Origin of the sequence: Photorhabdus antumapuensis (assembly GCF_020387775.1) — a bacterium.
GTDB classification, from domain to species: Bacteria; Pseudomonadota; Gammaproteobacteria; order Enterobacterales; family Enterobacteriaceae; genus Photorhabdus; species Photorhabdus antumapuensis.
Genome location: NZ_JAHZMK010000028.1, coordinates 15,294 through 31,981, shown reverse-complemented (window position 1 = coordinate 31,981; position 16,688 = coordinate 15,294). Strand labels below are relative to the sequence as shown.

Here is a 16,688-nt window from a genome sequence, read left to right as displayed (position 1 = left end):
GCGCCTGTCCTGTTGAGGAAACGATAATGGAAATAAAACAGCCGGGTGTGACAATTGCGGAAAACCTGATATCCCAGAAGCCAGATGATGCATTTATTGGTATACCGGTTTTTATTGGTTATATTCCAAAAAGTTCGAGCAATAAAACCATAGTCAAATTAAACAGCCTGACCGACTTTACCCTAAAATTTCGTGAGTCAGGATTAATGTACTACTCCGTACGCCACTTTTTTGAAAATGGCGGTCAACAAGCCTATGTACTGCCGCTGGACTCTGATGAACCACTGAACGATTTTCAATCATTGATCACCGCACTGCAACAGGATTGGCTTAAACAGGCTGTTGCCGCGGAGAGTAATATCACACTGATTGTCGTCCCTGATATTGTCCGCTTTAATCAGATGGGAGAGCCCGGTGCTGACATAGATCTTTGGTTGCAGTTTTGGCAATCAGTACTCAACCTTTGCAAGAGTCGACGTGGCATCATGGGATTGCTGGATGCCCCGGATGATCCGGTACTGGCCGCTAGATGTCTGGAGCAGTGTTCCTCAAGTGATCGGCAATGGGGCGCGGTATATTGGCCGGGGCTGAAAACCACATATCAAGAAAAGGGTGAACATATCATCCTTTCGCCTACCGCTGCGGTGGCGGCTGTTATCCAGCGTAATGACAACCAGAATGGTATCTGGGCCGCTCCGGCCAATGTGGCTGTAGTTAAAGTGGTCAGCCCGATACGTTCTTTTATTGAAGCTGATGCACTCTTTAATCAGAGGGGCTCTTCGTTGAATCTGGTTCGCAGCTTCCCCGGCAAAGGGATTAAAGTCTGGGGATGCCGCACGCTGGACAACATTCCCGGTTCTTCCTGGCGCTATATCCAAACTCGCCGTTTGGTTTCCTATATCGAAGCGCATATCACCCGATTAGGTCGGGCTTTTGTTTTCGAACCTAACAACGCGATCACCTGGATGAAACTTAAAGGCCAAACTTACAACTGGTTGCATCAATTATGGCTGAAAGGTGGACTGTTAGGTACCCAGGAGGACCGAGCGTTTGACATATTACTTGGTGTCAACGAATCAATGAGTGACGCGGATTTGCGGGCCGGGAAAATGATCATGAAAATCAAACTGGCTCTGCTAATTCCCGCGGAATTTATTGAGCTGAGTCTGACGTTTGATACGCGTACCGGGACAACGGGATTAAATTAAACAGGGGAAAAATATGCACAATCTATACACCCCGTCAGTGTCACACCGTTTTATCGCCAGTTTTCTGTTTAACAATATTCCCAGTCCACTTGATATTGCCTTTCAGCGCATATCGGGACTCAGCCGAGAGTTGCAAACCACCCAACACAGCCAGGGCGGGGAAAATGCCAGAAATGTTTGGCTGGCCGAGAAGATCCAGCACGGTAGTTTGGTATTGGAGCGTGGTGTTATGACGATTACACCCCTGACTCTGATATTTGATCGTGTCTTGCGTGGAGAAAAAGCGGTTTATGCTGATGTGGTCATTATGTTGCTGAATGAAAATTTTTTACCGGTGGCAAGCTGGACGGTGAGTAACGCATTACCGGTTCGTTGGTCTGCTGGTGACTTTGATGCTAATAGCAATGCCGTTTTGGTCAATTCCCTGGAGTTACGTTATCAGGATATGCGCTGGTTAGGAGTGAAAGCATGACTGTAGAAATTAAAGAACTGATTATTCAAGCTAAAGTTACCGATTCTGCGGGTGATTTATCATTCCCGCGAACATTAGCCCAAGAAGCGTTGGATGACGCTCGCCTGATTGAAAGGGTGAAACGGGAGGTATTAGAGGCATTACGTGAAACAGGAGGCCATTATGAGCTTAATTGAACGTAGCCTGTCCAAACTCACTCTGACTGCTTTTAAAGATCGGGAAGGTAAAATTTTGGTGGGCAGTTTACCGGTGATGTATAACCCCGATGCGATCCAGTTCAATTATCAAGCCAATTATAAAAACGATGAAAGCATTACCCATGCCCACCAAAGCAACCACTATATGTCGTCTCAGCCCGCGGGTCTGTCATTAGATCTATTGTTTGATGCGTCTATGCCCGGCAACAATACTCCGATAGAAACCCAACTGGCGACACTGAAAACCCTCTGTGCCGTTGATGCCGGTACCAAAGTCCCGCATTTTCTTAAAATCAAATGGGGCAAAATGCGTTGGGAAAACAAAGGCTATTTTGCCTGCCGGGCCAGCGGTCTCAGTATTCATTACACCTTGTTTGACCGGGACGCCATGCCGTTACGGGCAATTGCCACCTTATCGCTGGTGGCGGATGAAAGCCTTGTTATTCAGACCACTGAGCAACAGTTAAAATCGCCACCGGCTACTGCGGTTAGCGTAATCGATATGTTTTCCCTGCCATTGATTGCACTGGGCGCTGGCGCTGCTTTGGCGGGGGGTATTGATTATCTTTCGCTGGCTTGGCAAAACGATCTGGATAATCTTGATGATTTCACACCGGGACAAACGCTACAAGCGCGGAGGGAGGCATGAAGACACCTCCGATCGTGATTAAGATAGGTGGCAAAACGCTCAATCAGTTTACGGTTATCAGCCTGTCAGTAAATTACCCTATCAATGGCATTCCTTCGGCTAACGTCACTTTGGGTATTATGGGTGATACCAGTCATATTTTTGGTGCCAAGGCGCAGGCTGAGTTGGCAAGTTGTCGCCCGAATCATGAACTGATTGTGCAGATGCAAACAAATGTGTTGTTCAAAGGGATCATCGTTCGGCAGACACTGGGGCTTAAAGGTCAGGACAGTCTAATGATTCTGACGGCAAAACATCCACTGCAAAAATTAACACATAATTTCCACTCGCAACTATTTAGTCAGCAGAGTGATGAGGCAATTATCAAGAAGCTATTCAGCCAGGCCGGAGTGCCTGTCACGATAAAACAGGCGCCTCAACTTAAAACGGTACATGAGCAAATGGTGCAGTTTCGTTGCAATGACTGGACATTCTTAAAAAGCCGACTTAGTGCTACGAATACCTGGTTGCTCCCCGGCCATGATGCCGTTACGTTGGTAACGCCGGAATCACTTAATCGGTCAACCGTGCATACTATTCGCCAGTGCGGCGACCATCAGAGCGTTGTGCTGTTTGAAGCTAATCTGCAATGGGATAATCAGCGCAGCCCAAAAACGGTAAGTGTACAGTCTTGGGACATTAACCAACAAAAGTTGTCTCAGGCGATTCGGGTCAAAAGTAGTGGGTTTGGGCATGGTCAACTTGCTACGGACACGCTGAAATCGCTGACCGATCAAGAGTGGCAATGGATTTTCAGCTACCCATTGGATAATGAACAAACCAAGCAGTTTACTCAAAGCATCATGGGCAACCGGCGAAACCATAATATATCTGGCAGTTTTGAGGTTGCAGGCAATGATTGCTATCAGCCGGGTGATGTTTTGGCATTAACTGGCTTCGGGCCGGGAATGGATGGTCAGGCGATTATTACCAGTGTCAGTCAGACCATCACCCAGCGACAAGGTTGGCGTACCCGGTTAACTTTAGGCATGCAATCAGACATAGAACAGGTTATACCTCAAGTTAAGGAGTTGCATGTCGGGATCGTAGAAAAATACCAACAGGATAGCCAATCGCTAGGCCGTATTCCGGTCAAAATACCGGCCTTAAACTTAAACGGCACCCTTTTTGCCCGCTTAGGTAAACCTTACGCCAGTCATGAGAGTGGATTCTGCTTCTATCCAGAACCGGGGGATGAGGTGATTATCGGTTTCTTTGAATGTGATCCCCGTTTTCCGGTGATATTAGGTGCTATGCACAATCCTAAAAATAGATCACCGTTAGAACCCAGTGAAAAAAATCGGGTGAAAACGTTAGTGATTAAACAGGGAGAGAATCAGCAAGCATTAATATTCGATAATAAAGACAATACACTCGCATTTAATAGTGGAAAAAATACCTTATCTTTGCAACAGGATAAAGATATCACTATTAACTCTTCGAAAAATATCATCACTCATGCGCAGGAAATTAATATTCAGGCCGAAAAATCCCTATCAGCCGCTGGAAAATCTGGGGTTGATATTAAAGGGGCGAAAATTAATTTAACACAATAATAGGTTAAATAAGATGGCAGACAAAATATTAGCCGATATTTATGGTCGGGGTTGGGCATTTCCGCCACAGTTTTCTTCTCGGATGGGAATCGTCATGGCAGAAGGGGCAGAACATGTCCGCCAGAGTATGAAAATTCTTTTTCTCACTGAACCTGGTGAGCGGATTATGCGTGAAGATTACGGTTGTGGTCTCAATGATTATATGTTTGAAAATATCAGTGATGAATTGATGACTAGAATTCAAACACGCATTGAAGAGCGAGTATTACGTTATGAACCCCGTGCGGAAATGACCGAAATTACGGTGAGTCAGAAAACCGATTTACCGAATATTTTACATGTTCAGGTAAATTATGCCTTGAGAGGCAGCGAAATTAGCCAGCAAATTGAAGGTATTCTTGAGATTGGTGAAGGTCCGATAGAGGTGTTTTATGAGCAAACCACTGGTGGTTGATGGCGACACCCTGCTATTTGAGCCCTTATTCGGTAACCGGCAGGTCACCATTCTGGGGCCGGCAATCATCCGGGGCAGCGGTCATGCCAAGATCCAAGGTAAAAAGATCGTGATGGTGGGTGATGAAAAAAAGATACAGCTCCAGGCACAATATATTACCCCTAGCCATCCGGTTCCCGGCATGGGTGTGGTCACTATTGCTCAATTGGATGCTAGCCAGCAGGTAAACTTTTGTCATAGCCCTGCCACGGTCATTGTTATTGGACAGCAATTTATTGCCCGTTTTACCCCATCACAGCCGGCAAATAATCCATCGAGTGGCCCGGATATAACAGCACCCAGTATGGGTAAAGGCCGATTTATTGCCAGCCAATATGCGGTTAGTGTCGGATAAATAACGCTTTAATTTACTTGTAAATAACAATGATCTCCTAAAAATAGATTAAAGTCATATTCAAATAACAGGTGGTATAAATATGGGGCAGACCGAATTAGAAAATAAACTTACCGCGATTGTATCGGATGCTATTTTTAAACTTGATGAAAGAAGTACGCTGGATATATTAAATTGGCTTCAGGAATACACTGAAAAAATCCCTTTTGATCAAGAGAAAGGAAAACTTTGGAATAGCTTCTACTTTATTCAGGAAAACAATCCTCAGCAATTAGCAGATATTTACCAAGACACGAATAAAGCTAACGGCCTTTTACCCGCTCATCAGGCTTTTTTATTGGCTTTTTTGACACTCTTAGAAACCCCTAAAATATTATTCAATACCTTTCCGACTCGTCATCGTGATCTTTATTACCGGGAATTATTGGGTTTAAAACCGAGAAATGCTCAAGCGGATCGGGTGGCGATAGGTATTACCCTGAATGCTGATTGCGCTGAATATCTTATTCCGAAAGGAACTCTTTTTGATGCCGGGCATGATAGCGTCGGCAATCCATTACAGTATGTGTCCGAGTCGAATGTATTGGCAAATCAAGGAGAATTGACTGACCTATGTTGGTATCGCAAAGATGGCGATGGCTGGAAATCGGCAATACCACTAAATCTTGCAGATAATATTGCATTACCTGAAAACGGTATTCGGCTTTTTAGCCCAACGCCTAATGATGCTCCGGTTCTGTCCGGTTATTTAATTACTTCGTCTTTATTTGCTATGCCAGCAGGAGAGCGCGCGATTAAAGTGACATTAGCCAGCGAGTGGAAGGGTAAATCTGAGCACATCACAGCTAATATCAGTGCGGAAAATCGCTGGCTTTCTTTATCGGTAAAACTTGTCAACAACACAATGCTTGAGCTCGGATTGTCCGCCAGTGATGCGCCGATCACGCCACCGGATGCCTTGGACAATATGACGTTTGATGTGCCGGTATTAAAGCTGGGCACTGCTCAGGGCCCAACTCTGCCTAAGATTAAAGAGATTGAAGTCAGCATTAATGGTAACCGTAGTGTGCGTTATTCCTCTGACGGCGGTATCGAACAGACGGATACCGCCAGCTTTCCTTTTGGTCAATCACCGTTGTCAGGTTCTGGTTTTAATCTGATTGCCCCGGAATGGTATGGCACTGAAAGTGCAACACTGACTGTAACCCCTCAATGGGTTGGTTTGCCTACAGAAAGTTTTTCAACATGGTATGACAAATACAATCCCAAGCCTGCCAATAATGGTGTATTCAAAATACAGGGTTATTTAGTCACACCTCAAAAGAGAGAAAAGCTTAATGAAGCGCAGTCGTTATTCAATGGAGACGGAGATAAAGCACCACAAGGACAAAGTGTAAAATTTACCTTGCCAAAAATGAATTATCTCCTTGCAGACAGTGCATCTCCCAATGACTGGCCTGCGTCAGTACGCATAGAACTGGCCGGACAAGATTTTATGCATGTCCAATATTGGCAAAATCCGACTGGTAAGAATTCACCCTATACGCCACGAATCAGTGCATTGCAGGTTCAATTCAGCGCTAAAGCTAAACCTGAGCAATTTGCTGTTTACCCTCTGACGCCTTTTGGCCGGGGTAAGGCAGCCGAAACGCCAACATTCACCCATGAGGCATTCTATTTAGGCTTTACGGGAGTATTACCGGGGCAAACTTTATCTCTCTATTGGCAATTAGAAGGTATTAAAGCACTCACTTTATCTTGGTTTTATCTCAGCGAAAGCAATACCTGGAGTAAATTGGATAAATTCGTTGACGACCAAACCGGTAACTTGTTCGACCGGGGGATATGGCGCACCTTATTGCCACAGGATGCTGCAAATCGAGCCGCCCTGATGCCGACGGGGCGGTACTGGCTGAAAGCCGAGATAGTTGATAAGACTGATCCCCAAGATTACCCACGCATTAAAGGTTTGCTGTACAACGCCACTACCGTCACTTTAACTAATGCAGAAACTGTTGAGCAGGATCATTTCATTCATCGATTGGCCGCTGGCAGCATAAAACAGCCGGTAAGCACTATTCCGGTAAGCACTATTCCGGTAAACACTATTCCAGCAAACACTATTGCTGCAATCAGCAGCGTTACGCAACCTTGGGCTTCTTGGGACGGTCGCTCGCAAGAAACTGAGCACGCTTTCTTAAAACGAGTTCCTGTCCGGTTGTCCCATCGTAACCGAGTGCTGAGTTGGGGGAACATGGTTACCTTACTAAAAGATCATTTTGTCAGCTTATTTGATGTCAGACACCATTCAGGCGGTAAATTAACCACCATTCCGGCGCCGGAAAAGCAACAACTGATAGTGATCCCGGATAACCGTTACAAGGATAACGATGATGCATTACGTCCAAAACTGAACCCGGCGCGATTGGCTGAGATGGTCGAATGGTTAAGTCAATTAAGTAGCCCTTGGGCAACCATTGAAATCAACAATCCTACTTATGTTGACGTTAATGTGGACTATCAAGTGACCTTCATCTCCGGCGTTAATTCGGATTATGGTCATCATCAGCTACAACAGCAATTAAGCCGAACATATATGCCGTGGGGGGAGAATCCTGCTATCGGCGTGACAATGGGTAACCACATTGACTACTACCAGTTATTAGCCACCATCCAACAATCTCCTCTGGTAGAACGCGTCACCCATTTAAGCATAACAATAGCTAACCGAGTTACGGGTGCCGTGGGTGCAAGTATCGAAGCTAACGATAATGAAGTGCTGATTTTAGTCTGGTCAGATAAACATTCTTCAACTAAGGAGTTAATAAATGAATCATCAGGATGCTCTGTTTCCCGTCGTTAAAGATGATATTGCCTTTGATACCTTACTTGCTCAGGCTAAGGCTGTTATTGCGCAACAGTCTGGTCAATGTTGGAGTGATATGAATGAAAGTGATCCCGGGATTACCTTATTGGAAGCCTGTAGTTATGGCGCATCGGATTTAGCTTACCGCCATTCGTTGCCGCTTTTGGATCTTCTTACACCCAGAAAAGAGGAACAGATACCCGGTGACGGTATTTTTCCCCAGGAGTTTGGCCCGCAACAGATGCTGACCTGTGGTCCAATTACTTTGGTCGATTATCGTCGGGCGTTGCTGGACCTGCATAGTGATGACACGGTTGATGGTTACTTTTTATTTAATGATGTACTACTGATATGTGAACCTAACGATCAACGCTACACATACTGGTATAGCAAAAAGAAACGTGAATACAGTTTCATGCAAATCCCCGATTCAGAGAGTGAACAGTTAACATTAAGAGGAAATTATTGGCTTTATTTGTTGCCGAGTCGGGAAACTCAGGTTGATAATAAGCTGGCTCAGGAGAAACTTAATGCTTTCCTGAAAGATAATCGCAATTTGGGAGAATGGGTGAGTCAAATTATCTGGTTGAAGCCTGTTGATTTACCATTGAAGATTGATATTCAGCTTGATAATGATGTTAAAGATATTGCTGACATAGTTGCCCAAATATATCTGACGGCGGAACAAACGGTACTGGAAAAACCGCTACGTTATACCACCCAGGCAATGAAAGAAATGGGTTACAGTAATGAAGAAATTTTTGATGGGCCCTATTTGCATCACGGTTGGATACCTGAATTACCGCCGACCAAAGATTACAACGGCACCATAGTATTAAGTTTAAGCCATTTGGTTAACCAATTATTGGCTATCAAGGGAGTTCAAGGTATTACCCGACTGGAATTAGATAAAGATAAACTGGTATTAGATAAAGATAATAAGGAAATTATTTCTCCACTACCGGGCGATAATTGGTCTTGGGAAATGGCTAAAGGATATTATCCCAGACTATGGGGTGAAGATCCCTTGGAATTAATTACCTCACCAGACAGTCCATTGACTCTTATCGCCAAAGGTGGTGTGAAAGTTGTAGTTTCTAGTGAAGAGATAAAGAAGAAGCTCATTACAGAACCGCTGATTAATACACAACCAGAATTATTAAACTGGGGCAAACATCGTAAAGTGCGGGATTATTACCCATTAAGCAATAAATTACCTGCTTGCTATGGATTACAGACTAATAAGCATACTTTGCAACAAGTACAGTTACACCAATTTTTGCTGCCTTTTGAACAGATGTTAGCTAATAGCTGCGCGGAGCTTGCCTTATTGCCAAAACTATTGGCGTTTAAACAACGGGGAAATACGGTATACGGCGCCCAATGGCCTTTTAAAGTTAATACAGTGAGTCAGAACGTTCATCAGGAGATCATGCCTGACTTAATTAAGAAACTGAATGATGATGCGCAAATTGATAATGATGATGGCATCCATGAACGAAATTATGCAAAAGAGCTGGCTATTCTAGAATATCTGTTAGGCTATTTTGGTACTTATCGAGCAGCCGGACCACTCACCCTCGATTTCCGGGATTTTCTCTCTACTCAGCGCGGTTACTTGGCTCAACAGCCAGAGTTGGCTTATCATCGTAATAACATTCGTATTGATAAAGTATCGGCGCTGCAAAAACGGATTGCAGCCCGATTAGGCTTGGGAAGAAAATGTTTTAGTGAAACGCCTGATTTGGCTAACCTTCCTTTCTATTTAATTGAGCATCGTCGACTGTTGCCAGTAAAACCTGATGAGGCATCCAACAGTGAACAAACACCTGATAACCTGGAAATTAAAATTCATCCTGATGCTAACAGCCATCACTTAATTATGACTCAGAAAAGTACGGAGGGGCGGCTATTACATGGTCAGATGATTAACTTAATTATTAAAGGTGAGAATGGATTCACATTACGGGGCCAAGTGATCACTGAAATTACAGAACAATCATTTTATCTTGACACCCGTAACAGTGTTGATCTGGAATACAATTTGGACAGAGTGCAACAGGCGTTTACCGAAAAAAAACTATTCTGGCAAAATAGCCCGGTGTGGTTGGAAGATATGGATTATCAATTGGTTTATGATGATAAATCATATGAAAGTAGTGAAGAAAATGAACGGTGGATAACGTCCAGCCCCCAAAGCCCCTTTCCGGCTATGATCAAAGAAGGGGACGAAATCACGCTAAAATATAAAATTACCCCTTATGAACCAGCCAAAAAAATATCAACTAATGTGAATTCTCCATCTGACTATATGCTTAAAGCTGTGGTAAAAAAATTCGATCGTATTGAGGGTAAAATATTAATTAAACGAGATAAAGATACCAAAGTTGCTTTTCCAAAAAAGGAAAATGCGTGGCGTTATCGCTGGTATTTCTCTGGTGCAGAATACGCGCATACTGATCGTTTTTCATTTGTCGTCAGTGTAGTCATTAATCGTCAGTTAATTGAAAATAAAAAAATTGATCTTTATAAACTGGAATCGTGGGTAAAAATCGAGATTTTAGCTGAATTTCCTGCGCATGTTTCTATAATTATTCATTGGCTGTCATCGGATCATTTCAAGAATTTTGCCAGCACTTATAAACGTTGGCAGAATAATGGCGCTCCTTTAGGGGATGAAACATACCATATTTTAGAAATGTTAACCTTAGGTCGTCTGCCTTCTGCATTAACAGGCACGGGGAATATGCGAATTGCCACTAAAGAGCAGAGAAATGAGGTTATTGGTGAGTCTGAAACAGAATGGCATTCTGGATTTATTGAGAGTAACCAATTGCTATATGTGCCGAAAATTCGGGAAGATGTTGATCGTAATAAATAGAATGGAACTAATGTATTAGTTGAAAATTCTCAATTTCAATCTTGGAATAATAAAGACAAAGATTGATTTGTTTATAAGCAAAAATAAATACTTGTTGCATTATTAAATTAATTATCTTTAATCATTGCTATGTTATTAGAATAGACGAGTATATAAGGTGATAAAAATGGAAAAGAAGCACAATTTATCTAATTCAGAGATTAATACAAAAAATACCAATAATAAAGCAGAAGGTCCTTCAGCAGATGATTTAAAGAAGCGCTTTAAAGCAGGTAGTATTCCATTGCAAACTGATTATGAACACTTGATTGATATTGCTGATATAGGTCACAAAGCAGTCGGGAAATCTCATGGGCCAGGAGCAGGATTAAAATTGGATGATAATGGTACGCTTAATTTAAAAATAGGCACTATCTCCAGTAAAGACTATTCTCCATTAATATTAAAAGATGATATTTTATCCGTAGACCTTGGTATTGGTCTTATTAATAAAGACAATGGAGTATCTGTTGGTCAAGGTAATGGTATTGTTGTAAATACAGATGATATCGCTGTCAAGGCCGCTAATGGTATTACTGTTGATAGCAATGGTGTTTCAGTTAAAGAGGGTGATGGTATTTCTGTTAGTGGAAAGGGAGTAGAAGTTAAGGCCAAGAATAATGGTAGTATTTCCGTTGACTCAGATGGTATAGCTGTTAAATGTTGGGACGGGGGCGGTATTGTGGTAACTGATAATACTGGTCTTTATTTGAAATTAGAGGGAGGAAATACAAGCAATGCTTGGAGTGGTGTAAGTGGCTTGAGCCTGAGTAAAAGTGGTGTAAAAGTTAAAGCGAGTAATGGTATTAAGGTTGATTCCAATGGTGTAAGTGTTAAGATTAATGAAATTGCCTCAGCACTCGCTAATTTAATTATTCCCGCAGGAACAATTGTGCCATTTTATAATGATGGGCCTGTGCCTAATGGTTGGGTATTGTGTGACGGACGAAATGGTACTCCTAATTTAAACAATGATCGTGATAAAGGTAGTGCAGGTTGGAACATTAGTTTAATTTCAGGTTGGGATCAAATAAAAACAGATTATTGGCATTTGGGACATGGAGAACATTTGAAGGCAAATGTATATTTCATGAGATATATTATGAAGAAATAAATATAAATAATGCTACGTGTCAATTAAGTCATGATGATATATTTTATATATACACTCTTCGTACCTATTGCAGTAGTTAACTACAAAGGAAAATTCATATGGTCTTAGAGAAAAACAGATTAAGTCGGATCAATATTACTATTGAAGCTAATAATCAACAAATAGCTAAAAAATTATTATATGGTTCTCTACTTAATCAAGTCAGTGTGAATAAATTGCTTAATTTATACTTTAATAAACATGCTGTTAATCAGGATGTCTATTTAGAGAAATTAACGTTGAATCTTGGTGAAATTAATTCACATGACTTTAATTCATTATTTCCTATTAGGCTGAATATGGAATTAAGTAAAGTATTGAGTCGATATCATGGAGATAATAAAGAAAAAACACTTACAGAAGATCCAATAATACTCCCAAATGCCCATAAGCCCTCTTTATTAAAGAGTAATTATTTATCCGATATCGAGGGATTTATTCAGTATATATATCAAAAAGATATTAAATTAGCCCCAGGAAAGGCAATAGGAGATAATGGGAACATTAATGTTAATACTAAGTCTTTAATTAACCAATTAATGCGAATAGAGGGAAGTTTAACATTATTGTTGGCAAAAAGTTGCTTATCTGAGCACGGTTTGCAGCGGCTTTTAGCTATCAATCAACCAGATTTATTAACTGCGATTAATTGCAAATTATCAGAGAATATAGATAGATCTCAACATCAAGGAAAGGTAGTTTCCTCTTGGCAATTGGTATTGAATGCATTGGGATATATACAGAGACAGAATACGCAGGAAATACCTAAAGCAGATATGAAAGTGATATCATATATCATGGCTGAGTTTAATAGCAGTATGCTTGATATTATGCCTATTATTACGTTATTTCGCCAAAATATAGTGGCTGAAAATGTTTTATTAAATGAATGGTTGAAGCCGATTTGGAAAATAGAATGGATTACAAAACTGTGTAAAAAACATCTCTTTGCTGAGGAGTATAACGAACTGTCGCAACGTTTTATGCCAAATAATGCAAATCAAACGTTAATTTCTCAAGATCAACCAACATTATTGACACCAGATAATTTGCACATTAAAGGCAATAATTGTAGTCAGCTTCGGGCTGTTGACAGGTCATACTCTGAATCGGCTTTATCTTCTCTATATCAAGTCAGTCATGCTGGAATATTAATTCTATGGCCGATGTTACCCGCTTTGTTTAATCATTTAGATCTACTTGAAGAGAAAAAATTTATTCATCTCCAGGCTCAATTTAGGGCAGTTGATTTTTTGGATTATCTTATTTTGGGAGACGAAGAGAGACAAATAGAGAGAAAAAGCCTCAATAAAGTTTTGTGTGGGTTAATGATTGATGAAGAGACGCATTCAATCCCTGTTGAGCCAGAAAAACAGTTGATAATAGAACAATGGTTGGATGCGATTATCATTCAACTTCCGGGCTGGAAAAAATTAAGCCGTAATGATGCCCGCCAACTGTTCTTACAACGACCGGGTGAATTGCTGATAGGTGAACAAGAAATCAAAATTACGCTACAACATCAGCCATTTGATCTGTTATTAGCTGATTGGCCGTGGCCGTTAAATATCATCAAACTTCCCTGGCTAAATCGTCCTTTACAGGTTGACTGGAAAAATATTTAAAAGGTTTATATGAACTCTTTACTTAAAAATAGCCACTATATGGTGGCTGAATTACATTGGGTTTATCCCCATCTGGAACGTATCGATCTGCTATTACAGCGCTATTATTATCAAAAGAGGGAAAGGTATGATTCATTACCGGAGAGTTTTTTACTTGCCGAGGATAAGGTAGAAGAATATTTGGCACAACCGCAGGGCTTTCCTCATTGGTTATTTGAACAGGGTAATATTGTTGGTTATCCGAAAACCGAAGAACATGTTGCCGTTGATGCACTGTCTCTATTGGTTGAGCGTTTTGAACTCACAGAATTTGAGCGTGATGCCTTATTACTCGGTTTATTGCCACATTTTGATAGCCGTTATTATACATTATTTGCTGCTCTGCACGGTAATAGTAAAAAACAGTGGCCTAGTTTTACTTTAGCAATTGAATTATTTAGTCAACGCCAAAATGATTGGCAATTACTGCAAAACAGTTTCTTACCACAAACACCATTAATCAATAACCAACTATTACGACTTAATAATCACGAGGAACCTATTTGGTTACAAACGCAATTTTTAACCCACAGCGCCGTCTGGCATTTTTTATCAGGACAACAGGTAATTTTACCGCCCCTAATAACTTGTGCTTATTGGCATTCTCCTGTTTCACACCTTTGGTATCCACCAACTCTTTATCATTCACTTGAGAAGATATTATTGAATGAAACTGATGAAATTCGTTCTCTAGTGATACTTAAAGGAAAACAGAATAGCGCCAGAGAATTAGCGGTCAGCAATATTATGGCGTTTCACAGAATCAGCACTCTAATCTTGGATTTAGCTCGATTACCAGAGGAAGAGAATTTAACTGTAATAGCTAATTTGCTGGCAGATGTAGTGAGAGAAGCGCAGTTACATAATGCTTGTTTATTAATTCGTAATTTTTCTTTACTTGCAGATGAAAGGAAAATATTGAATAACCTATTATCCGTTTTGCTGAATCAACCAAAATTACGGGTAGTTTGTTTGGTAGAACCGGGAGACGCATTAGTATGGGTTAAATATCTGCCAATGGTGCAAATTGAGATGCCGGCAGCTACGCTAGTGGATAAAGAATTTATGTTGAAAGAATGTTTACCGGATAATGTCGCTCAGGGAATTAATATTATTCAATTGTGTCAGCATTTCTCATTTACTGCGGAAACCTTGCCATTAATTCTTAAAGAGGCTTATCAATATCAAATATTACGACAACCAGAAGGCCAATTAGAAGAGATAGATTTACGTAAAGCATTAAGTTTCCGCGCTCAACAGAGTTTAGGTAAACTGGCTCGACGAATAACGCCAAAACGTAATTTTAATGACTTAGTGATTTCTGATGAATTAGCTCAACAATTGAAAGAGATTATCGCAACGATTAATTACCGTGACCAGATTTTGGGTACTGGCTTTCAGGAAAAAATAGGTTATGGTACCGGTATTAGTGCACTGTTTTACGGTGAATCTGGGACTGGAAAAACAATGGCCGCAGAAATAATTGCCGGGCATCTTGGTATTGATCTCATTAAGGTGGATCTTTCTACGGTTGTGAATAAATATATTGGTGAAACGGAAAAAAATATTGCCCGTATTTTCGATTTGGCTGAGGCGGATTCTGGGGTGCTGTTTTTTGATGAAGCCGACGCACTATTTGGTAAGCGTAGTGAAACCAAAGATGCTCAAGATAGACATGCCAATATTGAAGTTTCTTATCTATTACAACGGTTGGAAGATTATCCGGGATTGGTGATTTTAGCCACTAATAATCGTAGCCATCTGGATAGCGCTTTTAATCGTCGTTTTACTTTTATTACCCATTTTACTTATCCTGATGAAGAGCTACGTAAAAAAATGTGGCGAACAATTTGGCCTGAACAACTGAAATTATCTGACGAAATTGATTTTGCACATTTGGCTAAGCGGGCTGATTTGACTGGGGCTAATATCAGAAATATTGCCTTATTGGCATCAATATTAGCCGCAGACAATAGTAGTGAAAAAATTGAGAATAAACATATAGAACGGGCAGCTATTCTCGAATTAAATAAGAGTGGCAGACTGATTTTTTAAATATTTACCAAATTTGGAGTTGATATGAAACATATCATTGAACCTAATAATGCTATTGTTGAAGTTAATAACGCATTAAAAGACATTTTATCTCGATATTTAAATAACATTGATATTCGTTTTGATTTGCCAGAAATATACTCAATTCCATCGAGGCCGACAATAAGTGTATTTCTTTATGATGTACATGAAGATTTGCAATTACGCTCTGCTGAACCAAAGCGTTATAATCCTGTAACTAATTTATTGTTACCGGGATGGGTAAATATTAATTATAATTATTTAATTACTTATTGGCATTCGAATAAACCATCAGTTGATGGCTGTAGCCCGGATAGCCAGCCTGATAATCAGGAGGCAAGAATAATGACATCTGTTTTGAATGCATTGATTAATAACCGGCAATTACCTAAAATTCCTGGTGCCTATACTAGGGTAATTCCACCACAGGAAAATTTAAATAGCTTAGGTAATTTTTGGCAGGCGCTTGGTAATCGCCCACGTCTTTCTTTATTATATTCCATTACTGCACCGGTAGAACTTCAAGATATTAAAAATACAGTAGAGCCAGTTATGGAGATTTTCCATTCTGTGGATCAAAAACTGGATCTGGCTAGCTCACAAATATGTCAGGCATTGTTAGAAAAATTATGTGTTGATTTAGGTGGTACGGAAGATATACGTTTTGCACTTACTAAAGTGAAGTTAATAATTAAGCCGGACACATCTGTCACAAACAATAATGATAATCAAGAAAATGAAAAAATTATTATTGAGGTTTCGGGTATTACTTGTTTAACTTATTTTTCTAAAATAAAAGAGATTCTTTCAACTTGGGTAAACAGTCATAAAGTGGTTGTTAAGATAAATGGCATAGGTATTTTTGTGACTAAAGAAAATTCTGATGCATTAATTGGCGTGAAAAAACCACCATCTAATTAATTACCCATAATAAAACGATAAGTTAGAGAGATAACGATATTTTTATTGATGGTTTTATATAAAAGCATCTTGTTGTTTGTGATATTTTAATTTATCTATACCTAATAGATTTCGAGTTG

At 40.5% G+C, this 16,688-nt stretch carries 13 protein-coding genes; all 13 read left to right on the top strand.

All coding sequences use genetic code 11. The features are described from left to right. The first annotated feature begins 26 nt into the window (after positions 1-26). The 13 genes from KZ793_RS12915 (at position 27) to KZ793_RS12855 (ending at position 16,569) form a co-directional block, all read left to right on the top strand. Complete coding sequence (locus KZ793_RS12915; RefSeq protein WP_225815706.1) at positions 27-1,208, top strand: phage tail sheath family protein; 1,182 nt, start codon at positions 27-29, stop codon at positions 1,206-1,208. Between the two features lie 13 nt (positions 1,209-1,221). Further along, positions 1,222-1,680, top strand: coding sequence for a phage tail protein (locus tag KZ793_RS12910; RefSeq protein ID WP_225815705.1), 459 nt, complete (start codon positions 1,222-1,224; stop codon positions 1,678-1,680). Next, on the top strand, positions 1,677-1,856 hold the full coding sequence (locus KZ793_RS12905) for a DUF5908 family protein (RefSeq protein ID WP_225815704.1): 180 nt from the start codon (positions 1,677-1,679) through the stop codon (positions 1,854-1,856). Before KZ793_RS12910 ends, KZ793_RS12905 begins: the two co-directional genes overlap by 4 nt. Then, a complete protein-coding gene (locus KZ793_RS12900) occupies positions 1,843-2,526 on the top strand; it encodes a CIS tube protein (protein WP_225815703.1) in 684 nt (227 codons plus the stop codon). Before KZ793_RS12905 ends, KZ793_RS12900 begins: the two co-directional genes overlap by 14 nt. Beyond that, positions 2,523-4,121 carry a phage baseplate assembly protein V gene (locus tag KZ793_RS12895; protein ID WP_225815702.1) on the top strand — a complete coding sequence of 533 codons (1,599 nt, stop codon included), beginning with the start codon at positions 2,523-2,525 and terminating at the stop codon, positions 4,119-4,121. Before KZ793_RS12900 ends, KZ793_RS12895 begins: the two co-directional genes overlap by 4 nt. A gap of 13 nt (positions 4,122-4,134) precedes the next feature. Then, a complete protein-coding gene (locus KZ793_RS12890) occupies positions 4,135-4,575 on the top strand; it encodes a GPW/gp25 family protein (protein WP_225815701.1) in 441 nt (146 codons plus the stop codon). Then, a complete protein-coding gene (locus tag KZ793_RS12885) occupies positions 4,553-4,969 on the top strand; it encodes a hypothetical protein (RefSeq protein ID WP_225815700.1) in 417 nt (138 codons plus the stop codon). The genes KZ793_RS12890 and KZ793_RS12885 overlap by 23 nt, the downstream gene beginning before the upstream one ends. A gap of 82 nt (positions 4,970-5,051) precedes the next feature. Next, positions 5,052-7,832, top strand: a complete 2,781-nt coding sequence (locus KZ793_RS12880; protein WP_225815699.1) for a hypothetical protein — start codon at positions 5,052-5,054, stop codon at positions 7,830-7,832. After that, positions 7,798-10,716, top strand: coding sequence for a hypothetical protein (locus KZ793_RS12875; RefSeq protein WP_225815698.1), 2,919 nt, complete (start codon positions 7,798-7,800; stop codon positions 10,714-10,716). The genes KZ793_RS12880 and KZ793_RS12875 overlap by 35 nt, the downstream gene beginning before the upstream one ends. Before the next feature lie 166 nt (positions 10,717-10,882). Further along, the gene (locus KZ793_RS12870; RefSeq protein WP_225815697.1) at positions 10,883-11,869 is read left to right on the top strand and encodes a hypothetical protein; all 987 of its coding nucleotides are present in this window, start codon (positions 10,883-10,885) and stop codon (positions 11,867-11,869) included. Positions 11,870-11,967: 98 nt separating this feature from the next. After that, positions 11,968-13,533, top strand: coding sequence for a contractile injection system tape measure protein (locus tag KZ793_RS12865; RefSeq protein ID WP_225815696.1), 1,566 nt, complete (start codon positions 11,968-11,970; stop codon positions 13,531-13,533). 9 nt (positions 13,534-13,542) lie between these two features. Beyond that, positions 13,543-15,627 (top strand): ATP-binding protein, encoded by a 2,085-nt coding sequence (locus KZ793_RS12860; RefSeq protein WP_225815695.1) that lies wholly within the window; start codon positions 13,543-13,545, stop codon positions 15,625-15,627. 24 nt (positions 15,628-15,651) lie between these two features. After that, positions 15,652-16,569, top strand: coding sequence for a DUF4255 domain-containing protein (locus KZ793_RS12855; protein WP_225815694.1), 918 nt, complete (start codon positions 15,652-15,654; stop codon positions 16,567-16,569). Positions 16,570-16,688 lie beyond the last annotated feature (119 nt).